The 22,636-nt window shown below is 60.1% G+C and carries 19 protein-coding genes; 5 read left to right on the top strand and 14 right to left on the bottom strand.

Annotated features, from left to right (window positions below; all coding sequences use genetic code 11):
• Window positions 1-23: 23 nt before the first annotated feature.
• From CBW50_RS03930 to CBW50_RS03905, 6 genes are all read right to left on the bottom strand, one after another.
• On the bottom strand, window positions 24-1,004 hold the full coding sequence (locus tag CBW50_RS03930; RefSeq protein ID WP_086144308.1) for a branched-chain amino acid ABC transporter permease: 981 nt from the start codon (window positions 1,002-1,004) through the stop codon (window positions 24-26).
• 31 nt (window positions 1,005-1,035) lie between these two features.
• A complete protein-coding gene (locus tag CBW50_RS03925; RefSeq protein WP_086144307.1) occupies window positions 1,036-1,920 on the bottom strand; it encodes a branched-chain amino acid ABC transporter permease in 885 nt (294 codons plus the stop codon).
• A 163-nt stretch (window positions 1,921-2,083) separates the two neighbouring features.
• On the bottom strand, window positions 2,084-3,292 hold the full coding sequence (locus CBW50_RS03920) for an ABC transporter substrate-binding protein (protein WP_076564750.1): 1,209 nt from the start codon (window positions 3,290-3,292) through the stop codon (window positions 2,084-2,086).
• Window positions 3,293-3,365: 73 nt separating this feature from the next.
• A complete protein-coding gene (locus CBW50_RS03915) occupies window positions 3,366-4,094 on the bottom strand; it encodes an ABC transporter ATP-binding protein (protein ID WP_076564748.1) in 729 nt (242 codons plus the stop codon).
• The gene (locus CBW50_RS03910) at window positions 4,094-4,864 is read right to left on the bottom strand and encodes an ABC transporter ATP-binding protein (protein ID WP_086144306.1); all 771 of its coding nucleotides are present in this window, start codon (window positions 4,862-4,864) and stop codon (window positions 4,094-4,096) included. Before CBW50_RS03910 ends, CBW50_RS03915 begins: the two co-directional genes overlap by 1 nt.
• A 133-nt stretch (window positions 4,865-4,997) precedes the next feature.
• Complete coding sequence (locus CBW50_RS03905; protein ID WP_086144305.1) at window positions 4,998-6,623, bottom strand: GMC family oxidoreductase; 1,626 nt, start codon at window positions 6,621-6,623, stop codon at window positions 4,998-5,000.
• Between the two features lie 1,479 nt (window positions 6,624-8,102).
• On the opposite strand from CBW50_RS03905, the gene CBW50_RS03900 reads away from it, so the two are divergent.
• On the top strand, window positions 8,103-8,879 hold the full coding sequence (locus CBW50_RS03900) for a 5'-methylthioadenosine/adenosylhomocysteine nucleosidase (RefSeq protein ID WP_086144304.1): 777 nt from the start codon (window positions 8,103-8,105) through the stop codon (window positions 8,877-8,879).
• 166 nt (window positions 8,880-9,045) lie between these two features.
• Here CBW50_RS03900 and putA read toward each other — a convergent pair whose 3' ends face one another.
• Window positions 9,046-12,699, bottom strand: coding sequence for a trifunctional transcriptional regulator/proline dehydrogenase/L-glutamate gamma-semialdehyde dehydrogenase (putA, locus tag CBW50_RS03895; RefSeq protein ID WP_086144303.1), 3,654 nt, complete (start codon window positions 12,697-12,699; stop codon window positions 9,046-9,048).
• Window positions 12,700-12,900: 201 nt separating this feature from the next.
• Here putA and CBW50_RS03890 point away from each other — a divergent pair, with 201 nt between their 5' ends.
• Together CBW50_RS03890 and CBW50_RS03885 are read left to right on the top strand one after the other, a co-directional pair.
• On the top strand, window positions 12,901-13,362 hold the full coding sequence (locus CBW50_RS03890; RefSeq protein ID WP_216356310.1) for an Lrp/AsnC ligand binding domain-containing protein: 462 nt from the start codon (window positions 12,901-12,903) through the stop codon (window positions 13,360-13,362).
• 205 nt (window positions 13,363-13,567) lie between these two features.
• The gene (locus CBW50_RS03885) at window positions 13,568-15,130 is read left to right on the top strand and encodes a methyl-accepting chemotaxis protein (protein ID WP_086144302.1); all 1,563 of its coding nucleotides are present in this window, start codon (window positions 13,568-13,570) and stop codon (window positions 15,128-15,130) included.
• 49 nt (window positions 15,131-15,179) lie between these two features.
• Here the strand turns inward: CBW50_RS03885 and CBW50_RS03880 are convergent, their stop codons facing one another.
• A complete protein-coding gene (locus tag CBW50_RS03880) occupies window positions 15,180-16,160 on the bottom strand; it encodes a LysR family transcriptional regulator (RefSeq protein ID WP_086144301.1) in 981 nt (326 codons plus the stop codon).
• Window positions 16,161-16,357: 197 nt separating this feature from the next.
• Here CBW50_RS03880 and CBW50_RS03875 point away from each other — a divergent pair, with 197 nt between their 5' ends.
• Window positions 16,358-16,663, top strand: coding sequence for a hypothetical protein (locus CBW50_RS03875; protein ID WP_076564739.1), 306 nt, complete (start codon window positions 16,358-16,360; stop codon window positions 16,661-16,663).
• A 66-nt stretch (window positions 16,664-16,729) separates the two neighbouring features.
• On the opposite strand, the gene CBW50_RS03870 is transcribed toward CBW50_RS03875, so the two are convergent.
• The 5 genes from CBW50_RS03870 to CBW50_RS03850 form a co-directional block, all read right to left on the bottom strand.
• Window positions 16,730-17,326: a chalcone isomerase family protein gene (locus CBW50_RS03870; RefSeq protein WP_086144300.1), complete on the bottom strand. Its 597-nt coding sequence runs from the start codon at window positions 17,324-17,326 to the stop codon at window positions 16,730-16,732.
• A gap of 100 nt (window positions 17,327-17,426) precedes the next feature.
• Window positions 17,427-17,693 carry a YfhL family 4Fe-4S dicluster ferredoxin gene (locus CBW50_RS03865; protein WP_070218911.1) on the bottom strand — a complete coding sequence of 89 codons (267 nt, stop codon included), beginning with the start codon at window positions 17,691-17,693 and terminating at the stop codon, window positions 17,427-17,429.
• A gap of 14 nt (window positions 17,694-17,707) precedes the next feature.
• A complete protein-coding gene (coaD, locus tag CBW50_RS03860) occupies window positions 17,708-18,205 on the bottom strand; it encodes a pantetheine-phosphate adenylyltransferase (protein WP_034752633.1) in 498 nt (165 codons plus the stop codon).
• Between the two features lie 112 nt (window positions 18,206-18,317).
• Window positions 18,318-18,977: a 16S rRNA (guanine(966)-N(2))-methyltransferase RsmD gene (gene rsmD / locus CBW50_RS03855; RefSeq protein WP_172404667.1), complete on the bottom strand. Its 660-nt coding sequence runs from the start codon at window positions 18,975-18,977 to the stop codon at window positions 18,318-18,320.
• A gap of 69 nt (window positions 18,978-19,046) precedes the next feature.
• Complete coding sequence (locus CBW50_RS03850) at window positions 19,047-19,943, bottom strand: DUF6279 family lipoprotein (RefSeq protein ID WP_086144298.1); 897 nt, start codon at window positions 19,941-19,943, stop codon at window positions 19,047-19,049.
• 29 nt (window positions 19,944-19,972) lie between these two features.
• Here CBW50_RS03850 and glmU point away from each other — a divergent pair, with 29 nt between their 5' ends.
• Complete coding sequence (gene glmU / locus CBW50_RS03845; protein WP_086144297.1) at window positions 19,973-21,349, top strand: bifunctional UDP-N-acetylglucosamine diphosphorylase/glucosamine-1-phosphate N-acetyltransferase GlmU; 1,377 nt, start codon at window positions 19,973-19,975, stop codon at window positions 21,347-21,349.
• Between the two features lie 782 nt (window positions 21,350-22,131).
• On the opposite strand, the gene CBW50_RS03840 is transcribed toward glmU, so the two are convergent.
• Window positions 22,132-22,605: an Lrp/AsnC family transcriptional regulator gene (locus CBW50_RS03840; protein WP_086144296.1), complete on the bottom strand. Its 474-nt coding sequence runs from the start codon at window positions 22,603-22,605 to the stop codon at window positions 22,132-22,134.
• Window positions 22,606-22,636: the final 31 nt, after the last annotated feature.

The raw sequence follows: 22,636 nt of genomic DNA, 5'->3' as shown, positions 1-22,636 counted from the left end.
ATCGGTCCGGCGTTGCTTGAAAATCAGACAGCGGCCTTGGCTGGCCTGGCGCTGAAGCGCGCGATGGCTTCGCCGACGATGCCGCGCCGGAACATCAGCACGCAGAGGACAAAGATGACGCCGGTGACCATGCCCACCGATTCGCCCAGGGTGCCGAACCATTCGATGCCCGTGTGCGTGGCCAGATACGTGCCGAAGTCGCCCAGCTTGTTTTCCAGCGCGATGATCAGCACGGCGCCAAGGATGGGTCCGGCCAGGGTGCCCATGCCGCCAACCAGGGTCATCAGCACGACCAGGCCCGACATGCCCCAGTACACGTCCGTCAAAGTCTCAAAGCCCAGCACCAGGGTCTTGGTGGCGCCGGCCAGCGCGGCCAGCGAAGCGGACAGCACGATGGCCATCAGCTTGTAGCGGTTGACGTCATAGCCGAGCGAGATGGCGCGCGGTTCATTTTCCTTGATGGCCTTGAGCACTTGCCCGAACGGCGAGTGGATGGTGCGCACGATCAGGGCAAAGCCGGCGATGAAGATGGCCAGCACGACGTAGTACAGCACCGTGTCGTTGCCCAGGTCTATCATGCCCAGCAAGGTTCCACGTGGAACACCCTGCAAGCCATCTTCGCCGCCCGTGAACGGCAGGCGCAGGGCGAGGAAATACACCATCTGCGCCAGCGCCAGGGTGATCATCGTAAAGTAGATGCCCTGGCGGCGGATCGCCAGGCCGCCCATGACCAGACCCAGCCCGGCGCCGGTGAGCACGCCGGCCAGCAGACCGAGTTCCGTCGGCCAGCCCCAGCTGCGCAGCGCGTAGCCGGTGACATAGCCGGCGCCGCCAAAGAAGGCCGCGTGGCCGAACGACAGCAAGCCCGTATAGCCGATCAGCAAATTGAAGGCGCAGGCAAACAGGGCAAAACACAGCAACTTCATCAGGAAGACGGGATAGCCGTAAAACGGGGCCGCCAGTGCCAGCAGCAGGGCAATGGCGTAGCCTACATTCTTATTCATCGTGGTAGCTCCAATACATGACTGATGAGGATTACTTTTCTTTGCCGAACAGGCCGGCGGGACGCAGCAGCAGCACGATGACCATCACCACGAAGACCACGGTGGCCGAGCCTTCCGGGTAAAACACGCGGGTCAGGCCCTCGATCACGCCCAGGCCCAGGCCCGTGAGGATGGAACCCATGATGGACCCCATGCCGCCGATCACCACCACGGCGAAGACGACGATGATCAGGTTCGAGCCCATCAGCGGCGAAACCTGGATGATCGGCGCGGCCAGCACGCCGGCAAAACCGGCCAGCGCCACGCCGAAGCCGAAGGTCAGGGTCACCATCAGCGGCACGTTGATGCCGAACGCTTCCACCAGTTTCGGGTTTTCCGTGCCGGCCCGCAGGTAGGCGCCCAACTTGGTTTTTTCGATGACGAACCAGGTGGCCAGGCAGACGAACAGCGAGGCGATCACCACCCAGGCACGGTAGTTCGGCAGGATCATGAAGCCCAGGTCCGTCGCGCCGGCCAGCGCTTCGGGCACCGCGTACGGCTGGCCCGAGACGCCATAGAAGGAACGAAACACGCCTTCGACGATCAGGGTGATGCCGAACGTCAGCAGCAGTCCATACAGGTGGTCGAGTTTATATAGCCAGCGCAGCATGGTTTTTTCGATCAGGATGCCGAACAGGCCGACGATGATCGGGGCGATGACCAGCATGGCCCAGTAATTGATGTCGAAGTAACTGAGGCCCATCCAGGCCAGGAAGGCGCCCATCATGTACATGGCGCCATGCGAGAAGTTGATGACATTGAGCAAGCCGAAGATGACGGCCAGTCCGAGGGACAACATGGCATAGAACGAGCCGTTGACGAGGCCCAGCAGCAGCTGGCTCATCATCGCAGGTAATGGAACGCCGAAAATTTCCATGGCATCACAGTATAAAAAGCACCGCCGGACGACGGTGTGGTATCAAGGGAAACACGCCACCGCAGACGGGCGCGGCGGCGCAAGGCGAACCCTGCAGGCAAAGCGCCTGCAGGAGAGACTGCCCGCACCGGGCGGGCAATCCGTTTGACGGACTGCTACAGCGTTACTTCCACAGCGAACACTTCGATTCAGCCTTGGTCACATACGCCTGCGCGCCGGGCACGGTGGCCACGACCTTGTAGTAATCCCATGGGTACTTCGATTCGGACGGCTTCTTGACTTCCATCAGATACATGTCGTGCACCATGCGGCCGTCGGGACGCACTTCGCCATTCTGGGTGAACATGTCGTTGATCTTGGTCTTTTTCAGATACGCCATGACTTTCTCGGTATCGTCCGTGCCGACGGCCTTGACGGCTTTCAGGTAGTTCGCCGCGGCCGAATAGTCGGCCGCCTGCAGCATCGACGGCTCCTTCTTCATCTTGGCGAAATAGCGTTTCGACCAGGCGCGCGTTTCCGCATTCAAGTCCCAGTACCAGCCGTCCGTCAGGTACATGCCCTGCGTCAGGTTCAGGCCCAGCGAATGAATATCGTTGATGAAGATCAGCAGGCCGGCCAGCTTCATGGACTTCGTCAGGCCAAACTCGTTGGCCGCCTTGATGCTGTTGATGGCGTCGCCGCCCGCATTGGCCAGACCCAGGATCTGCGGCTTGGCCGCCTGCGCCTGCAGCAGGAAGGAAGAGAAATCCGAAGCGCCCAGCGGATGCTTGACGCTGCCCAGCACCTTGCCGCCGGCCGCCTTGACGACTTCGGCCGTGTCTTTTTCCAGCGAATGGCCGAACGCATAGTCGGCCGTCATGAAATACCAGTTCTTGCCGCCCTGCTTGACGATGGTGCCGCCCGTGCCGCGCGCCAGCGCCACCGTGTCGTAAGCGTAGTGCACGGTGTACGGCGTGCATTCCTCGTTCGTCAGGCGCGAAGAGCCGGCGCCGATGGCGATGAAGATTTTTTTCTTTTCCGCCGCGACCTTGGCCATGGCCAGGCTGGCGCCGGAATTGGTGCCGCCGATCAGCATGTCGACGCCCTGCTGGTCGAACCATTCGCGCGCCTTCGAGGCGGCGATGTCGGCCTTGTTCTGGTGGTCGGCGGAAATGAATTCCACCTTCTTGCCGGCGAGAACGACGCCGGCATCGGCGATCGCCATCTTGATGGCTTCCGCGCCGCCGAGGCCGTCGACGTCGGAATACACGCCCGACATGTCGGAAATAAAACCGATCTTGATGGTGTCGCCCGATACCTGGGCATGCGCGGCAGCGGAAAAACCCAGTGCGCACAGGGTGGCGGTGGCAATGGCGATAGCGTTACGTTTCATAGTGTCTCCGTTGGGATTATTGTTTGCTATTCAGTCGATTGCTGGACGATGACGAGTAAAAACGACATGGGCACTACACGCCAAGCAGCTCGGTCAATACCGGCATCTTGGCCTCCAGTTCGGATGCAGCAAAAGTCTCGACGATCTGACCGTGCTCCATCACATAAAACCGGTCCGCCAGCGGCGCGGCAAACCGGAAATTCTGCTCCACCATGACGATGGTGTATCCCTTCGCTTTCAGGGTGGTAATCATGCGCGCCAGGCCCTGCACGATGACGGGCGCCAGGCCTTCGGATATTTCATCGAGCAGCAGCAATCGTGCGCCCGTGCGCAGGATGCGCGCCACGGCCAGCATCTGCTGCTCGCCGCCCGACAGGCGCGTGCCCTGGCTGTGCCGGCGTTCCTGCAGGTTCGGGAACATGGCGTAGATTTCCTCCACCGACATGCCCTTCTCGCCGCTGGCCAGGGTCGGCGGCAGCATCAGGTTTTCCTCGGTCGACAGCGACGAGAAAATACCGCGCTCTTCAGGACAGTAACCGATGCCCAGGTGGGCGATCTTGTGCGTGGCCAAACCTATCGCTTCGGCGCCATGGACTTTGATGGAACCCGTGCGCGCGCCCGTCAGCCCCATAATGGCGCGCAAGGTGGTCGTGCGGCCGGCGCCGTTGCGGCCCAGCAAGGTCACCACCTCGCCCTGCTCCACCTTCAAGTTAACGTCGTGCAGGATGTGCGATTCGCCATACCACGTATGCAATTGTGCAATTTCCAGCGCGGGTGCGTTGCCATTCACTTGTGTCGCCATCAATGCGCCCCTTCCAGTTCGGCGTGGGTGGTGCCCATGTACGCTTCCATCACTTGCGGATTGCGCGATACTTCCGCGTAACTGCCTTCGGCCAGCATGGCGCCGCGCTGCAGGACAGAAATCTTGTCGCAGATGCCGGACACCACGCTCATATTGTGTTCCACCATCAAAATCGTGCGCCCGGCCGACACTTTTTTAATCAGTTCCGTCACGCGGTGCACGTCCTCGTGGCCCATGCCTTGCGTCGGTTCATCGAGCAGCATCATTTCCGGTTCCATCGCCAGGGTGGTGGCGATCTCCAGCGCCCGCTTGCGTCCGTAAGGCATGTCGACCGTGATGGTGTCGGCAAACTCCGTCAGGTCGACCTCAGCCAGCAAGGCCATGGCACGGTCGTTGAGCTGGCTTAATGAACGTTCGCTTTTCCAGAAGTGAAACGAGGTGCCGAGCTGGCGCTGCAAGCCGATGCGCACATTCTGCAGCACGGACAAATGGGGGAAGACGGCGGAAATCTGGAAGGAACGGATCACGCCCATGCGGGCGATCTGGGCCGGTTTGGCGGCCGTGATGTCTTTCCCGTTGAACAGGATCTGTCCGCCGGTGGGGACCAGGAATTTGGTGAGCAAGTTGAAACACGTGGTCTTGCCGGCGCCGTTAGGACCGATCAAGGCGTGGATATGGCCCCGCTCTACCTTCAGGTTCACCTCGCTGACGGCGGTGAAACCCTTGAATTCCTTGGTCAAATTTCTTGTTTCCAAGATTACGTTTGACATCGTGTCTCCTAGTTGTACTTTTTGTACTACTTAGTCATTTTTATAATACACAACTTGAATTTAACGCACAATACAGTATAACTACGGGGATTTTTCGCCAGGCCGAATGGCGCAAACTTGCACGCTTGCCCTGCTATTTCCAGGCCGCATGTATCATTTGCGCCGCTTTTTCCGCAATCATCACGGTGGGCGAGTTCGTATTACCAGAAGTAATGTAGGGCATGATGGAAGCGTCGACGACGCGTAAACCAGCCACGCCGATCACGCGCAAGGTGCTGTCGACCACGCTGGACGGATCGCCGGCCACGCCCATGCGGCAGGTGCCCACCGGGTGAAAGATCGTGGTGCCGATCTGGCTGGCCGCCTGCGCCAGCTCTTCCTCGCTCTGGAATTGCAGTCCCGGCTTGTATTCCTGCGGCGCAAACTTTTTCAGGGCGGGCGCGGCCACGATGGCCCGCGTCAGGCGCAGGGCGTCGGCCGCCACCTTGCGGTCCTGTTCTGTACTCAGGTAATTGGGCACGATGTTCGGCGCCGCATAGCTGTCGGCCGAGGCGATCCGCACGTGGCCGCGCGAGGTGGGGCGCAGATTGCAGACGCTGGCCGTAAACGCGGGAAACGCGTGCAAGGGTTCGCCGAATTTATCGAGCGACAAGGGCTGCACGTGGTATTGCAGGTTCGGCGTGGCTTGCTGCGGATCGGACTTGGCGAATGCCCCCAGCTGCGACGGCGCCATCGACATGGGCCCGCTCTGGAATAGCGCATATTGCAAGCCGATCTGCATTTTTCCGACGATATTGCTGGCCATCACGTTCAAGGTTTTCACCCCCTGCACCTTGTACACCATGCGCAGCTGCAGGTGGTCCTGCAAATTGCCGCCCACGCCGGCGGCGTCGAGCACGGGCGTGATGCCGTGTTCGCGCAGCAAGGCGGCCGGGCCGATGCCGGACAATTGCAGCAATTGCGGCGAACCGATGGCGCCCGCCGTCAATAAAGTTTCACGCCGGGCCGTCGCCTGCCACTGCGTGCCGCCGCCCGTCAACACGACGCCCGTGCAGCGCGGCCCCGCTTCCGTGGTCTCGATCAATAGACGTTCCACATGGCACCCTGTCATGATCGTCAGATTCGGCCGGCGCGACGCCGGTTTCAGAAACGCTTTCGAGGTGTTCCAGCGGATGCCGCGGCGCTGGTTGACGTCGAAATACGCGCTGCCGCTATTGTCGCCACCGTTGAAATCGCTGGTTTTCGGGATGCCGACCTGCTGCGCCGCGTCGCGGAAGGCATTGAGGATATCCCACGACAGGCGCTGTTTTTCCACGCGCCACTCGCCGCCAGCGCCATGGTTTTCCGACGCGCCGCCGTAATAATCCTCGCTTTGCTTAAACAGCGGCAAGACTTTGTCCCAGCGCCAGGAAGCGTCGTCCGTCAGGTCGGCCCAATGGTCGTAATCGCCGGCCTGGCCGCGCATATAGATCATGCCGTTGATGGATGAGCTGCCGCCGAGCACTTTACCGCGCGGATACATCAGGCTGCGCCCGCCCAGGCCCGCGTCCGCCTGCGTGGCATACAGCCAGTCCGTGCGGGGATTGCCGATGCAATGCAGATAGCCGACGGGGATGTGGATCCACACGTAATCGTCCTTGCCGCCCGCTTCCACGAGTAAAACGCTGGCGTCCTTGTCGCGCGTGAGCCGGTTGGCCAGTACGCAGCCGGCCGTGCCGCCGCCCACGATGATGTAGTCGTATTCGCCTGCCGATTCCAATGAAGCTCCTTTCGGTATGCCATCAAGCTGTCGCGCGGCGTGTCTCCCCGCCGCATCGCGTTACCAGAGTCTGTATTCGTTCATGCATGCTTGGCTGCTGAGCCACATTGAGATTACCACCAGTGCCGGCCCAGGGCGACATTAATCGCATGGCTAGCATGATCGCCGTGTTGACGCGCTTGTCGGGCAACGAAAAAACCGTCCCCAACAGGGGTTGCGAGCTGTGGATAACCGTATGGATATCCACAGGTACGATATGTGAGTAAACGAAATTTTTTTTGGATGACTTTTTTTTATCCCAAAACCATCCCATGCAGATACAACGCTTACTCAGCGCTTATCCGTACGCCAAGCGATTGTTTACAAGGATAAATCAGGACTTATCCACAGAAGATGCCGCCGTTAACTACTATTACTATTCTTGTATACGATCTTGTTAAGGTAAACCCGACAACGCCCGCTTTGCCTGCCCTTCGAAAAAAAGAAAGCCCTGCAGTCTTTGCCTGTAAAAAAAACCGCAAGCGGCTTTCAGTACGCAAAAAAAAAATCCAGCCAACAACTGAGCGACGAAAACCGGCACGGCCGGCATCACGCACACTGCACTGCCAAACCGTTTTGCAAAATGGAAACGCCAACAGACCTGACCAGGCACAGAGCCAGCAAGCAATTCGATGTCAAAAAGAGGGGGAATTTACAACGATTGTGGATAAGTCACTTGATATCCACAGGATGACTTGTGCGTAAACACGAAGTTATGCGCAGGCCCGCATTTTATACAATTTTGCTCCTCGCGTGATACAGCGATTATGCACGCTTTATTTTGCGCGTAAACGATTGATCCTGTTGAAAAAAAGCGACTTATCCACAGAAAAAAGCGCGTTTACTATTACTACTATTTTTATATATAGATCTATTGTAAACCGACAAAAAAAACGGAAGTCCGGGGATATTTCCAAAAAGCATACAAAAAACGTCAAAAAAAGAGCCAACGGCAACAGCGCGACCCACTGCCAAACCGTCTTCCAGCAATCACCTGGACGCCAATGTTCGCGAAAGAACAGCGTTCGTGATCGCTCAACGTTGATTGCCAAACAGGGATCACGACATGCGAAGCACATTAAACATGCCACGACAGCAAGAAAAACCGTGATTTTTGCTTGGCTATGTGGATAAGTGCCTGCATATCCACAGGATGAGATGTGGGAAAAGTCGATCTTTGTCCACAAGCCAATTTTTATCCCAAACAAGTCCTCCGTAGATACAATGCATGTACGCCTACTTTTTTGTGCGCTAAGTCGATGATTTTTCGATGGTATACCGACTTATCCACAAAAAAATGGCCGTTTACTATCACTACTATTTTTATGTATACATCTTTATTTAAAACACAGAGACAAACGCGAACGGTGGAAAAGTCGCCAAAACGGCTGTTTTCACCCTGTAAACCGTTTTGCAATGCAAAAAACCTGTAAAAACAGCATGAATTCACACAAAAAAATGCGTTTAGGCATCATCAGTGCCTTGCACGAAGAACAGCAGGGGCTGGTAGAAGCCATGCAAGGCCCCCAGAGGCGTTCGCACGGCATGCGTGACTACACCCTGGGAACCCTGTGGAATATCGACGCTGTGTGCGTCCTGTCGCGTCTGGGCAAGGTTGCCGCTGCCATGACAGCTTCTATCCTTGTGGAAAAGTACGGAGTTACCCACATCGTCTTCACCGGCGTGGCCGGCAGTGGCGATCACCACGTGAAAGTAGGCGATATCGTCGTGGCCGAAGCACTGCTGCAGCACGATATGGACGCCCGCCCCCTGTTTCCCCGCTTCGAAGTGCCGCTGACGGGCTTGCAGCGCTTTGCCACGGACCTGGAACTGAGCACGCAACTGGCTGGCGCCGCGGAAGATTTCCTGCGTGACGATGTCTCCAGCGTGCTCAAGGCCGCCGATATCGCGCAATTCTGTTTGCAGCACGCCAAAGTACACCGCGGCCTGATCGCCAGCGGCGACCAGTTCATCAGCAGCGCCGCGCATATCAACGAGCTGAAAGCGGATATCCCCGACCTGCTGGCCGTCGAAATGGAAGGCGCCGCCGTGGCGCAAGTGTGTTTTGAGCTGGGCGTGCCGTTTACGGTCATGCGCACCATTTCCGACAACGCCAATGAAGACGCTGCCGTCGACTTCATGCGTTTCGTGCAGACCGTCGCCTCGCCGTATGCGTTGACGGTAATTCAGCAGCTGTGCCAGCGCCTGGTCGGCTGATTTTTCAGCTAGCGTGCATAAAAAAAGGGCAGAACCAGCGGTTCTGCCCTTTGTATTTAAAAACAAAGTAGCCTGAAAAATGTTCAGGGCTAGGCGCCTTGCTGCAGGCAGTACGAATGTACGGCCAGGCAAGGCAACAACGCCATGGACTTTTTCTCAGGTTCCTTTAGACACTGAGCATCATTAAACTGGCGTTTCCGCCCGCTGCCGTCGTATTTACGCACAGCGCCCGTTCAGCGACCAGGCGCCACAGGGGGATGACATCGTCCTGCGTCGTGGCGATGGTGCTCACCAGGGCCCCTTCCCGGGCCGCCAGCAGCGGTTTGAGCTGGCCATCGAGACTCGGCTCGATCATGGCGATCTGGAAATCCTGCTTGACCGACTCCAGGCTGCTGACGACCTGGATGCGGTCCTTCAGCGCGGCCGGCAAGTCACCCGGGATCAGGTCCGGCGCTTGCGCCAGCACCAGGGCCTGGTTACCGGTGGCCAATACCGCCGCCAGCTGGTTCATCAAGGTGCCGGAGGTGGCTGCCGCGCACAAGATCGTGCCGCGGGCGGCAAAGCTCAGCGTATTGCGCTCGCCCGTCGGGCCTGGCAAGACGGTGGTGCTGCCCAACAAGGTAGTGCGCGCGTATTCCTGCGCCAGTTGCTGCACCTGGTCGTGGCCGTGCATCTTGGCCCATACGGTCAGCGCGTCGAGCGCCGGCGGCGCCTGGCGCTGGTGCTGCGCGCCGGCCGGCGCATTGCGCTGCAGGCGTTTCAGGTACAGGGGGCCGCCCGCCTTCGGACCGGTGCCCGACTTGCCTTCGCCGCCGAACGGCTGCACGCCGACGACGGCGCCGACGATGTTGCGGTTCACATAAATATTGCCCACGTGCGCGCGTTTGGTGATGAAGCCGATGGTTTCATCAATGCGCGTATGGATGCCCAGGGTCAAGCCGTAACCGCTGTCGTTGATCGATTGCACCAGTTGCGGCAGTTCGGACCGCTTGTAGCGGATCACGTGCAGTACGGGGCCGAAGACTTCCTGCGTCAATTGCGCCAGCGACTTGATTTCCAGCACGGTCGGGGCGACGAACGTGCCTTTCACGGTCGGTAAATCGAGGGAATAATGGTCGATGGCCATGGTTTTCATCTTGTTGATGTGCGCCAGCAGATTACTTTGCGCTTCCGCGTCGATGACGGGGCCGATATCGGTGGCCAGGCGGTCAGGATTGCCAACGCGCAATTCCTGCATGGCGCCTTTCAGCATGTGGATGGTCTTGTCGGCGATTTCCGTTTGCAGGAACAGCACGCGCAAGGCCGAGCAGCGCTGGCCGGCGCTGTCGAAGGCGGACGACATCACGTCCTGCACCACCTGTTCCGGCAGGGCCGACGAATCGACGATCAGGGCGTTCTGGCCGCCCGTTTCGGCGATCAGGGGAAGGTCGATGCCTTCGGCCACGGCGCGCGCGGTCAGGTTGCGGTTGATCAATTGCGCCACTTCCGTGGAACCCGTGAAAATCACGCCTTTCACGCGCGCATCATTGCACAGGCCGGCGCCGACGACTTCTCCGCTGCCGGGCAAGAACTGCAGCGCGCCGCGCGGCACGCCCGCCGCATGCAGCAGCTGCACGGCGCGGTGGGCGATCAGCGGCGTTTGCTCGGCCGGCTTGGCCAGCACCACGTTGCCGGCGGCCAGGGCGGCGGCCAGCTGGCCCGTAAAGATGGCCAGCGGGAAATTCCACGGGCTGATGCAGGTGACGGGACCGAGCGCCACGGTATTGGGCGCGTGTTCCACCTGCGCTGCGTAATAGCGCAGGAAGTCGACGGCTTCGCGGATTTCCGCGATCGCGTTCGGCAGCGACTTGCCCGCTTCGCGCACGGCCAGGGCCATCAGCTCGATGTGGTGTTCCTCGAACAGGTCGGCGGCGCGCAGCAAGGCTAGTGCGCGCAGCGACGGCTCCGTTGTCTGCCATTCCATGGCGTAGGCGCTGGCGCTGGCCAGGGCCGTTTCCACGTCGGCCGGCGCCGCTTCCATGACCTTGCCGACGACATCGTCGTGCTGGGCCGGATTGTGGATCACTTGCGTTGGCGTATTCAGGCTGACGGCGCCGTCGATCAGCGGTCCCGCCTGCCATTGCTGCTGCTGCGCCAGGCCGGCGGCCAGGGCGCGCAAGGTGTCTTCATTCGACAGGTCCAGGCCGGCCGAGTTCCTGCGCTCGCTGCCAAACATGTCCAGCGGCAGCGGGATCGACGGGTGCGGCAAGCCGCCCTGCAGGCGCGCCTGTTCCAGCGGATCGCGGATCAGGCTGTCGATGGCCACGCTTTCGTCGACGATCTGGTTGACGAAGGACGAGTTGGCGCCGTTTTCCAGCAGCCGGCGCACCAGGTAGGCCAGCAGGGTTTCATGCGAGCCGACGGGCGCGTAGATGCGGCAAGGCTTGTCCAGGTTGGCCGGGCCGACGACCTGGTCGTACAGGGTTTCGCCCATGCCGTGCAGGCACTGGAATTCGTAGTCGGTAACGCCGTCGCGTTTCGCCCAGGTAAAGATGGTCGACAGGGTTTGCGCATTGTGCGTGGCAAATTGCGGGTAGATCAGGCTGCTGGCGTCCAGCAGTTTTTGCGCGCAGACGAGGTAAGACACGTCCGTGTAGACCTTGCGCGTGTAGACGGGATAGCCTTCCTGGCCGTCGACCTGGGCGCGTTTGATTTCCGCATCCCAATATGCGCCCTTGACCAGGCGCACCATGAACTTGCGGCCGCTGCGGCGCGCCAGGTCGATCAGGAAATCGATGGCGAACGGGCAGCGCTTCTGATACGCCTGCACCACGTAGCCGATGCCGTCGAAGCCGGCCAGGTCCGGATCAAAAGCGAGGGCTTCCATCAGGTCCAGCGACAGTTCCAGGCGGTCCGTTTCTTCCGCATCAATGTTGAAGCCGATGTTGTACTGTTTTGCCAGCAACAGCAGCGCTTTGACTTTCGGCAACAGTTCTTCCATGACGCGGGCGCGCTGGGCGCGGCTGTAGCGCGCGTGCAGGGCCGACAGTTTTACGGAAATGCCGGGGCCGTTCTTGATGCCGCGCCCGTTCGACGCCTTGCCGATGGCGTGGATCGCCGTTTCGTACGAGGCGTAGTAGCTGGCCGCGTCGGCTTGCGTCAGGGCCGCCTCGCCCAGCATGTCGTACGAGTAGCGGTAGCCGCGCGTTTCATTCTCGCGGCTGTTTTTTAACGCTTCCTCGATGGTCTGGCCCGTGACGAACTGGTTGCCCAGCATGCGCATGGCCAGGTCGACGCCCTTGCGTATCAGCGGCTCGCCGCCTTTGGCGATGAGCTTGGTCATGGCCGAGCCGAGGCCCGATTCGCTGCTGGTACTGACCAGTTTGCCCGTGATCAGCAAGCCCCAGGTGGCGGCGTTGACGAACAGCGACGGCGATTCGCCCAGGTGCTTGCGCCAGTCGCCCTTGCTGATTTTGTCGGCGATCAGGCGATCGGCCGTTTGACTGTCGGGTATACGCAACAGCGCTTCGGCCAGGCACATCAGCGCAACACCCTCTTCCGATGATAGCGAGAACTCATGCATCAGCGCATCGACGCCGGAAGCGCGCGTGCGTTTCTGGCGCACGGCCGACACCAGCCGGTGCGCCAGGGCCTGGCCTGCGGCCGTCGTTTCGGTGCTGCTGGCGCGCACTTGTTGCAACAGCCACTGCACGGCGGAAACCTCATCGCGCCTATAGGCGGCGGTGATGGCGGCGCGTTGTGGCGTCGCTTCGGGCAGGATTTCCGCCTGGAGCGCGGCAAAGGGAATCGGGGTAAAAGCCGAGGGGCCTGCAGGGTGCATAAGTGCTCTTTACAAGGAAAAAGGGGACGAAAACGCCCGCCATGCCTGCTCTTTTTTGGTGCAAAAAAATACAGAAAGTCGGACGTTAAGATGATTCGATTGTAAAGGGGATTCTTATGGATTAATTCTGGTAATACAGGGGACTAGCAATAGATAGTTTTTGATGCGACAATTTAACCAAATAATATTAATTTGGGGGTGATGGAAATGCTGGACAAGATCAGTAAGAAAATCTTGATGGAATTGCAGAGCGATGGACGCATCAGCAATGTGGAGCTGGCCGCGCGCGTGAACCTGTCGCCGGCCGCCTGCCTGGAGCGCGTGCGCAAATTGCACGAATCCGGTTACATCATGGGCTATACGGCCCAGTTGAACCCGCAGCTGCTCGACGTGTCGCTGCTGGTGTTCATCGAAGTGGTGCTCGATCGCACGACACCGGAAGTGTTCGACGCCTTCAAGCATAGCGTACAAATCATTCCAGAGGTACTGGAATGTCATATGGTGGCCGGCGGTTTTGATTACCTGGTCAAGGCGCGCGTCAAGGACATGGCCGCTTACCGCGAATTCCTGGGCAAGACGCTGTTGCAAAAAGGTGTGCGGGAAACCCACACTTATGCCGTCATGGAAGAGGTCAAAAACACCACCAAGTTGCCGATTAAGTGACCGCGGTGTAGTGCTCCCGTTTTTCTGATTGAGCTATCGGAACAAATGTTGTAGGGTAGAACTACAATTCTGCCATCCGGTAGCCGCCTGAAACGACGCGCAGACGTCAGGTTCAGGGTGCAAAATGGGCAATCGTGCCCATGCGCATACGGTTATGGCCTCTCCCCTGGCGGGAGGGGCGACGGGTTCTCGCAGCGGGGGACAAATGAAGCAGTTGCAGCATCAGCTGGTGCGTTTCTTTGTATTCACTGTTCTGGCCATGGCCGTGGCTTGTTGCCTGGCCTATCTGCTGCTGGCGCTGGGCGGCGGCGAGCATCCGTATCTGATTGCCTGCGTGGCGGCCGTTACGGGCGCCGCGCTGCTGGCCTTTGCCGGACGCCCGCGCGGCGAAGGGGGGTTGCACGCGTTTTCCGGCACGGTCGGGCACGCCATTGACGCCATCATGATCGGCGCGGCGGAAACGTCGTATTTTGTCGATTCCGTCAAACAGAAGGTGGACCTGGACGTGCGCACGGCCAGCGAGATCGCCGACAGTTCCGGACAGAACGCCATGATGACGGAAAAGATCGCCGCCAATGCGGAACGGGCCGCCAAGGTGGCCGCCGGCGTGCGCGTGGAAAGCGTGGCGGCGCGCGCCGAAGTGGATCAGGGCTTGCGCCGCATCAATAAAGCACGCGAAGAAGCGCAAGGCGCCTCCAGCGCCATGCTGGGCCTGCAGGAAAAATCCAGACGCATCACGGGTTTTACGGAAGCCATTTCCGATATTTCCGCGCGCACCAACTTGCTGGCGCTGAACGCCGCCATCGAAGCGGCGCGCGCCGGCGAGCACGGCCGTGGTTTTGCCGTGGTGGCCGGCGAAGTGCGGCAACTGGCGCAGCGCACCAAGGAAGCGTCCGATGAAATCAGCGTGATGGTGCGCGAAATCAATGAACAGGCGGAAAAAGCCGCGCAAGGCATGACGGCGTTGGCCACCGGCGTGACGGAGGCGGCGCGCAATGTGGAAAGCGTGCATGGCTCGCTCAGCCATATCGAGGAATCCTCGGGCGTGTCCGAGGACGAGATCGGGCAAATCGCCCGCGCCTCGCGCGAACACGTCGACACGACGCAGCTGATCGCCGACGCCATCCTGAAAATCCGCGACAGCATGCTGTCGACGAATGCCGAATTGCCGCGCGCCACGCAGTCGGCCATGGCCCTGGCCGAGCGGGCTGAAGTGATCGCCGGCGCCCTCGGCGAAGCCGGCGTGGCCACGCCGCATGATGAGATCCGCGAGGCCGCCCAGCGCGCCGCGCGCGAGGTGGGCAAATTGTTCGAGCAGGCGATCGCCTCGGGCCGCATCACGCGCGAAGCCCTGTTCGACCGCCATTACCGCCCCATCCCGAACACCAATCCGCCCAAGCACAACACGAAATTCGACGCCTTTACGGACAAGGTGCTGCCGGACCTGCAGGAAGACGTGCTGGCGGCATTGCCCCACCTGGCGTATGCGGGCGCCGTCGACAACAATGGATACTTTCCGACGCACAACAAGAAGTTTTCGCAGCCGCTGACGGGCGACTACGCCACCGATATCATTAACAACCGTACCAAGCGCATCTTCAGCGACCGCACGGGCAAGCGCTGCGGCAGCAACACGAAGCCGTTCCTGTTGCAAACCTATAAACGCGACACGGGCGAAGTCATGCACGACTTGTCCGTGCCGATCCACGTCGAGGGCAAGCACTGGGGCGGTTTCCGCATCGGCTACCGCTCCAGCAATCACGCATGAAAAAAGCCTGATGCATGTGCATCAGGCTTCCCTTTGACCCATCTCAGCCTTACTCAATATGCGGTTTCGGCGCCACGCCGCCGCCGGCCGCCGTGGCCGAGCGCAGGGTCGGCGTATTCATTTCTTCGAGGTGGTTGCGCAGCCATTTGTGGGCCGGGCTGCGGGCGTCGCGTTCATGCCACAGCATGTCCAGGTGGACGGCCGGCAAGGCAAACGGCAAATCCTTGTACAGCAAGGACTCCGTCATGCCCGTCGAGGCGATCAGGTGGCGCGGCAAGACCGTGATCAGGTCGGAATTGGCGACCACGCGCCCGGCCGTGAAGAACTGGTTCACCGTCAACAGGATGCGCCGTTCGCGGTGGATCTGCGCCAGCGCCTCGTCGACGAGGCCGTGGGCGCGGCCGGAAAAGCTCACCAGCAGGTGATTTGCCGCGCAGTAATTATCCAGATTGAGTTCCACTTTCGCCAGCGGGTGGCCGCGCCGCATCACGCAGACATATTTGCCGGAATATAAACGTTCATGGCGGATCGGCGAGCTGGTGTCGCTCGACAACTGCGCCGCCACGCCGGGAAAGAAGCCCACGGCCAGGTCGATGTCGCCGCGCAGCAGCATGGGACGCGGTTCGCGCGTGGTCAGCGGCATCATGCGCACGTTGACGCCCGGCGCTTCGCGTTCGATCGAGCGCATCAGCGAGGGCAGCCAGAACGCGGCCGTGGCGTCGGCCATGGCCATGCGGAAAGTGGCGTGGGTTTTCGACACGTCGAAGGTTTCCGGCGTGACGGCCGCTTCCAGGCTGGCCAGGGCCGAGCGCACGGACGGCCACAGGGCTTCGGCGCGCGGCGTGGGTTTCACGCCATACGCCGTGCGGATCAGCAATTCGTCACCGAGGCTTTCGCGCAGGCGTTTGATGGCGTTCGATACCGCCGGCTGCGTCATCGCCAGGTGGCCGGCCGCGCGCGTCAGGTTTTGTTCCGTCATGACGGCGTCGAAAACACGCAGCAAGTTCAGATCCAGCGTCAGAAAACTCATGGAAAGCCCAAGATAAAAGTTGAATTCAGATAATTAGTTAGGAGTGTAAACCGCGCCGGGCACGAATATTTTCACTCGTAAAAAAATATTACAGTTTTCCATTCACAATTCATATAATTGGTATCAAGAAATGGAATTAGATTTATATGTTGCACTGCACTATAGTACTGTCAAATTCTATAATGCACTGGAACAGTATGTCTACCTTCGCCTCCGCCCTGTACGCAGTATCCGCACCCGTGCTGGAGATTTCCCTGCTCAACACCCTGCAAATCGCCCTGGTGATCGTGGCCGTGGGCGCTTTCGCCCTGCTGTTCAAGCCTTTGCTGGTGGGCATCGCCCGCGCCATGGTGCTGGTGGTGCGTCCCAAGCTGAGCCGCGAAGAGCGTTTGGCGCGCCAGCAGATGCGCGAAGCGCAGGCGCTCAAGCGCACGCTGGGCAAGATGGATGGCGTCTCGCCGAGCAATGCCGCCGAATTGCGCGCCCTGTCGACGCGCGCATAAGCGTTAAACTGTTGCAGAAAGACAAGCCGGTGCATGCACCGGCTTTTTTTACGCCCGCGTCTTGCTTCAGGCCACCTCGCCCAGCAAATGCGCGCGCAGGGCGGTGTCGGCCGGATGGGCGCCCAGCCAGATTTTCAGCAGCGCATTGTAGAAGGCCAGGTCCGGCACCTTGTCGCCCACCTGCTTGCCGTTGAGTTTGCACAACGTGCCCTCGTCCGGCAGCCAGTCCACGGTGAGAATGTCGCCCTTTTTCAGGCCCGGCACCATTTCGAACATGGCGCCGAACTGCATCGTCTGGCTCAGCAAACGCGTGCGGTCGGCCTGGTCGGAACTGCGCTTCAAGCCTTGCATGAAGGCCTGGCCCAGCTCGTCGGACGTGATATTGCGCAACATGACGATTTCGAGACGGCGCGGGCCGGGCAGCGCCAGGATGTCGTCGAGCTGGGTTTTTTTTTCCGGCAGGTACAGCGCGATCGTGTAGACCTTGAAGATGATCTTGTAGCGCACGCCGGCGCCGTTGAGCTTGAGTTCACGGCTGGCCAGCTGCACCGTCTCGTCGAGCTTGACGCCGCCCACGTCGACGGCCAGCGCCGGCTGCGCCAGGCCGGCGCACAGGCAGGCGGCAGCCAGGGAGAGGCCAAAACGGGATGTGCTGATATGCATCTTCTACCTCCGTGAAACCATGGGCTGTGGATAAGTCAGCACATAGTGTAGAACAGTTGGCAGAAGCTGGCGCCACGCAGAAGGGGCGCGGAGGGCAAGCTCAGGGCTTGGCGGCAGGCAGTTCCGCCTGCAGGCGCTCGTACTTGGCCATCAATTGCTCCGGGCTTTCGCGCCAGGCGGGATTGAATGGAATGCAGCTGACGGGGCATACTTGCTGGCATTGCGGCTCGTCAAAGTGGCCCACGCATTCGGTGCACTTGTTGGGATCGATTTCGTAGATTTCCGCACCCATGTAGATCGCATCATTCGGGCACTCGGGCTCGCAAATGTCGCAATTGATGCATTCGTCGGTGATCAGTAATGCCATGATTTCACTCTTACTTATTGCGATGATGCAGCGTTGGCGGCAATCTTGTTTTGCAGCCAGCGGTTCACCGAGGGGAAGACAAACTTGGAGACGTCGCCGCCCAGCGCCGCGATTTCGCGCACGATGGTGCCCGAAATGAACTGGTACTGGTCGGACGGCGTCAGGAACATGGTTTCGACATCGGGCAGCAGGTAGCGGTTCATGCCCGCCATCTGGAATTCGTATTCAAAGTCGGAGACGGCGCGCAAGCCGCGCACGATGACGCGCGCCTCGTGCTTGCGCACGAAATCCTTGAGCAGGCCGGAAAAGCTTTCCACCTGCACGTTCGGATAGTGACCGAGCACTTCATTGGCGATTTCCAGGCGTTCGTCGAGCGAGAAAAACGGTTGCTTGTTCTTGCTGTCGGCCACACCGACGATCAGCTTGTCAAATAGACCCGATGCGCGGCGCACCAAATCTTCATGACCGCGCGTGAGCGGATCGAATGTTCCTGGATAAACGGCTACAACCATTGCGGCTCCCTGATGATGCACCAATATAGACGCGCATTATGCCTGAAATTGGTGACCACCTTGCTGCCGCGCCTCGGGCCAGGGAGCTTTTTTGCCTCATTTATAGGCAGATTCAGGCAGTTGCCGGCACTTTGTTGTAAGTTAGCAAATGATAATAAACGGTGCCCGCCTTGTCGGCGCGGATGACTTCCCATGGCGCCATCCACTCGGGTTTTTCCAGTGCGCTGTGCTCGTCGAAGACCAGCGGCAAGCCCGATTCCGCGTAGACCATGCCGCCTTCCTTGAGCAGATTGGCGCACAGGGGCAAGACCTTGGCCAGGAAATCCTGCTGGTAAGGCGGGTCGAGGAAGATCAGGTCGTAACGCTGGCCGCGCGAGGCCAGGCCTTGCGCCGTCAGCAGGGCGTCGCCGCGCAGCAGGTGCACGTTGTCGGCGCGCAATTTCACCTTGTTCTCTTCCAGCTGGCGGATCACCGGCGTGTGCGTGTCGACCATGGTGACGGACGCGGCGCCGCGGCTGGCCGCTTCAAAACCCAGCGCGCCGCTGCCGGCGAACAGGTCCAGCACCTGGGCGTTGGACCAGTCGCCGTCGCGCAGATGATTGATCCAGTTAAAGACGGTCTCGCGCACGCGGTCCGGCGTCGGGCGCAAGCCCAGCGCCTGCAAGACAGGCAGCACGGAGCGTTTCCATTGGCCGCCGATGATGCGCACCTGGTTCGGTGGCGGTGCGTGGTGGACGGGGACTTTGGCGGGTTTTTTAATTTTCTTTTGCATGGGCATTTCTTCAATTCGGTGGCGGCCACTATAGCATATGGCCCCCTCCCCCCTGCTGGCGCTGCCTGGCTATTTGGCTTGCGTGGCCAGCGAGTTGAAATCGTCGATCCAGCCCTGCATGCGCTTGACGGCGTGGGCTTTTTGCGCCGGCGTGGCGATCTTGATCACCGTCAAAACCATCTGCGCCGTGCTGTCCTGGTAGGCGTCAAAGAAGGCTTTGCGCTCGGAGTGCTCGAGGCGCTCGAAACTGTCCCTGATCAGCGTATTGATCAGGGACACGGTGGCGTCCTTGCCGAGCTTTTCCTGCTGCACTTTCTTGACCAGGTTCAAGACATTCTGCTGGCGCCGCATGCGTTCGTCGAGCCAGATCTCATTGTCCAGCGGACGCGCGTCGGACGCCTTGCGGATGATGGCTTCCTGCTCACTGCTGAAACCGCCGAACCACAGCTCGAATTGCTCCATGGCCTTCTTGTAGCGCAGCTTCTGGCGCTTGTCCTTGTCGCCGCTCAGGTATTTCTTGCGGTAGTCGTCATTGTTCGACTTGAACTTCTTTTCCATCTGCGCAAGTTGCTCGGGCTTGAGCGAGCGGGCCAGGTCGGCCAGGTCCGGCGCCGCCTTCAGCAGCAGCGTCTGCGTGCGGTGCTTGATCTCGCCGTAGTCGGCCATCAGGTCCGCCTGCGTGATGTTGCCCTGCAACTGCTTCTGGCCCGTATGCAGGATGTCGACGTAATCCTTCAATTGCGTCTTGCGGTGCCAGTCGAACAGCTTGCCGATATCGTCGCGCACCCAGCCCTTCTGGTCGCGGTCCAGGTCGACATACGCGTTCAGCCACCAGTACAGCACGGTGTCGCCGTTGTTGTAGGCCAGGCGCAAGCCGCTGCAGCCGGCTATGACGACCAGCAAGACGGCCAGCACGGCAGTGCGAAAGCGACTGGCGAGAGGGGCTTGCGTGTTAAACTTTTTCATATTCTTAACTTAATAAATAAATACGGTCTATGAACGTTGTCATTCTCGCCGCCGGTATGGGGAAACGCATGCAGTCGGCGCTGCCAAAAGTACTGCACCCGCTGGCTGGCAAGCCGCTGCTGTCGCATGTGATCGATACGGCGCGCAGTCTGGCGCCGTCCCGATTATGCGTGATTTACGGGCATGGGGGCGCTGCGGTGCTCAAGTTGCTTGACGGCTACAAGGCGAACCATGGCCTGGCGGTCGACGCCGCCGAGCAAACGCAGCAGCTGGGTACGGGCCATGCGGTGCAGCAAGCCGTGTCCCTGCTCGACGAATCGGTGCCGACCCTGATCCTGTACGGCGACGTGCCGCTGACCAGTGCTGTTTCCCTGCAGAAATTGGTGGACGCCGCCGGCAGCGACAAGCTGGCCATCCTGACCGTGGAACAGGACGATCCTTTCGGCCTGGGCCGCATCGTGCGCGACCAGGGCGCCATCGTGCGCATCGTCGAGGAAAAGGATGCCTCACCAGGCGAGCGCGCGATTCGCGAAATCAACAGCGGCATCATGGTCGCGCCCACCGTGCCCCTGAAGAAATGGCTGTCGTCCTTGTCGAACAACAATGCCCAAGGGGAATATTATCTGACCGATATCGTCGCCCAGGCCGTCGCCGATGGCGTGCCCGTCACCTCGGCCCAGCCGGGCGCCGTGTGGGAAGTGGCGGGCGTCAACAGCAAGGTGCAGCTGGCCCAGCTCGAACGCATCCACCAGAACAATATCGCGCAAGCCTTGCTCGAGCGGGGCGTGACCTTGCTGGACCCGGCCCGCATCGACGTGCGCGGCGAACTCATTTGCGGCCGCGATGTCACCATCGACGTCGGCTGCGTGTTCGAAGGCCGCGTGGAACTCGGTGACGGCGTGCGCGTGGGCGCCAACAACGTGATCATCAACGCCACGGTGGCCGCCGGCGCGCACATCAAGCCGTTCTGCCATCTGGAGGACGCCGTCGTCGGCGCCGCATCCATCATCGGCCCGTATGCGCGCCTGCGCCCCGGCGCCGTGCTGGCGGAAGACGTGCACATCGGTAACTTCGTGGAAGTGAAAAACAGCCAGATCGCCGCGCACAGCAAGGCCAACCACCTGGCCTACATCGGCGACGCCAGCATCGGTTCCAGGGTCAATATCGGCGCCGGCACCATCACCTGCAATTACGATGGCGTCAATAAATTCCGCACGGTGATCGAAGACGACGCGTTTATCGGCAGCGACAGCCAGCTGATCGCCCCCGTCACCGTCGGCAAGGGCGCCACGCTGGGCGCCGGCACGACCTTGTCGAAGGATGCGCCGGCAGGCAAGCTGACTGTCTCGCGCGCGCGCCAGGTGACCATCGACGGCTGGACGCGTCCCGTGAAGATCAAGAAGTAAGCGGCGCAGTCCGTCCTTGCACAGGCAGGCCTTGCGGCCTGCCTTTTTTTTGTGGATAACTATGTGGGTAAGCCCATCAGTAAGTACTGCATAAGCATGTGGACAAGCCCATGCATAAGCTGTGTGTAAAGTTGCCGGCTTCGCCTGCCATGCGCCTGTCGTGGTTCTCCCCTGCACTTTCCGCCATTCTGCAGCCCGGCAAGCCGGTTTACCCATCGAATGTGGATAAGTCTGTGCGTAAGCCTGCGGATAAGCACTGCATAGCCTTTGCATAAGTGGGGATAAGTGTGCTTTCCCGCCTTGTGCTCGAGTGTGCTCTGTGGGTAAGCCTGTGGAAAAGAGGGTTGAAAACATGTGGACAAGTATTGTTCCATATCAAGTCATGCTTTCAGCAAACTCAAGTGCCTGAACGGGGCGTTCTGCGCCATGTCGCTGCGCGCACGGAAGCGGCCGCGGCTTGCCTGGGGGCGCAGGTCCCGGATGGCGCGGGCGGACGATGTGGATAAGTGTGTCGATAAGTGGTGCAACAACCTGTTGGCAAGCTGTGTGAAAGCGGTGCAAAAGTCGCTGTGCCTGTTGGTGAAAATATCGGTGGCAGGGAATCAGGCTACGTTGCCGGGCACGCTGGCGGCAGACCGGGCTTTTCATGGAAGAAAAGCGTTACGCCATCAGCCCTGCGCCGGATTCAGGGCTGTGCATAAGCCTGTGCAAAAGCGCCGGATAAGCGGTGGGCAAGCCGCGTATAAGATGTGTGCAAGCGGTGGATAATTTACAGTCGAAGATCAGACGGCGATACGCGTCTCGAATTTGCTGCGAAACGTGGAAAAATAGCTTTTCACGTTGCGCACGTTGGCGTGCGCGGCAAACAAGCGGTGCGCCAGCGCGTGGTAGGCGGGCATGTCGGCCACCTGCACCATCAGCACGAAGTCGGGGCCGGGCGAGACGCGGTAGCATTGCAGCACGGCCGGCTCGTGCGCCACGAGCTGCTCGAATTCCGCCATGCGCTCAAACGCCTGCACGTCGAGCGTGATTTCCACGATGGCCGTCAGGCGCGCACCCACCCGCTGCGGCGCGACGATGGCCACTTGCCGCTCGATGACGCCGCTTTCCCGCAAATGCTTGACCCGCCGCAAACAGGTGGGCGCCGAGACGTGTACGGCCTGGGCCAGCTCGCTGTTGGTTTGCGATGCGTCAACTTGCAAAGCGTTCAGGATGCGACGATCGATTTCATCGAGGGTAATGTTGTTCTCGTTCATGGTTTTGATGAATTTGGAAATAAATCAAGTA

The sequence above is a fragment of the Janthinobacterium sp. GW458P genome (assembly GCF_002127585.1).
GTDB lineage: Bacteria > Pseudomonadota > Gammaproteobacteria > Burkholderiales > Burkholderiaceae_D > Janthinobacterium.
This window is presented reverse-complemented; position numbering and strand designations above follow the sequence as displayed.

Coding starts and splice junctions, on each gene's coding strand:
- CBW50_RS03930 (WP_086144308.1), bottom strand. CDS start 1,004: ATGAATAAGAATGTAGGCTACGCCATTGCCCTGCTGCTGGCACTGGCG.
- CBW50_RS03925 (WP_086144307.1), bottom strand. CDS start 1,920: ATGGAAATTTTCGGCGTTCCATTACCTGCGATGATGAGCCAGCTGCTG.
- CBW50_RS03920 (WP_076564750.1), bottom strand. CDS start 3,292: ATGAAACGTAACGCTATCGCCATTGCCACCGCCACCCTGTGCGCACTG.
- CBW50_RS03915 (WP_076564748.1), bottom strand. CDS start 4,094: ATGGCGACACAAGTGAATGGCAACGCACCCGCGCTGGAAATTGCACAA.
- CBW50_RS03910 (WP_086144306.1), bottom strand. CDS start 4,864: ATGTCAAACGTAATCTTGGAAACAAGAAATTTGACCAAGGAATTCAAG.
- CBW50_RS03900 (WP_086144304.1), top strand. CDS start 8,103: ATGAATTCACACAAAAAAATGCGTTTAGGCATCATCAGTGCCTTGCAC.
- putA (WP_086144303.1), bottom strand. CDS start 12,699: ATGCACCCTGCAGGCCCCTCGGCTTTTACCCCGATTCCCTTTGCCGCG.
- CBW50_RS03890 (WP_216356310.1), top strand. CDS start 12,901: ATGGAAATGCTGGACAAGATCAGTAAGAAAATCTTGATGGAATTGCAG.
- CBW50_RS03885 (WP_086144302.1), top strand. CDS start 13,568: ATGAAGCAGTTGCAGCATCAGCTGGTGCGTTTCTTTGTATTCACTGTT.
- CBW50_RS03880 (WP_086144301.1), bottom strand. CDS start 16,160: ATGAGTTTTCTGACGCTGGATCTGAACTTGCTGCGTGTTTTCGACGCC.
- CBW50_RS03875 (WP_076564739.1), top strand. CDS start 16,358: ATGTCTACCTTCGCCTCCGCCCTGTACGCAGTATCCGCACCCGTGCTG.
- CBW50_RS03870 (WP_086144300.1), bottom strand. CDS start 17,326: ATGCATATCAGCACATCCCGTTTTGGCCTCTCCCTGGCTGCCGCCTGC.
- CBW50_RS03865 (WP_070218911.1), bottom strand. CDS start 17,693: ATGGCATTACTGATCACCGACGAATGCATCAATTGCGACATTTGCGAG.
- coaD (WP_034752633.1), bottom strand. CDS start 18,205: ATGGTTGTAGCCGTTTATCCAGGAACATTCGATCCGCTCACGCGCGGT.
- rsmD (WP_172404667.1), bottom strand. CDS start 18,977: ATGCAAAAGAAAATTAAAAAACCCGCCAAAGTCCCCGTCCACCACGCA.
- CBW50_RS03850 (WP_086144298.1), bottom strand. CDS start 19,943: ATGAAAAAGTTTAACACGCAAGCCCCTCTCGCCAGTCGCTTTCGCACT.
- glmU (WP_086144297.1), top strand. CDS start 19,973: ATGAACGTTGTCATTCTCGCCGCCGGTATGGGGAAACGCATGCAGTCG.
- CBW50_RS03840 (WP_086144296.1), bottom strand. CDS start 22,605: ATGAACGAGAACAACATTACCCTCGATGAAATCGATCGTCGCATCCTG.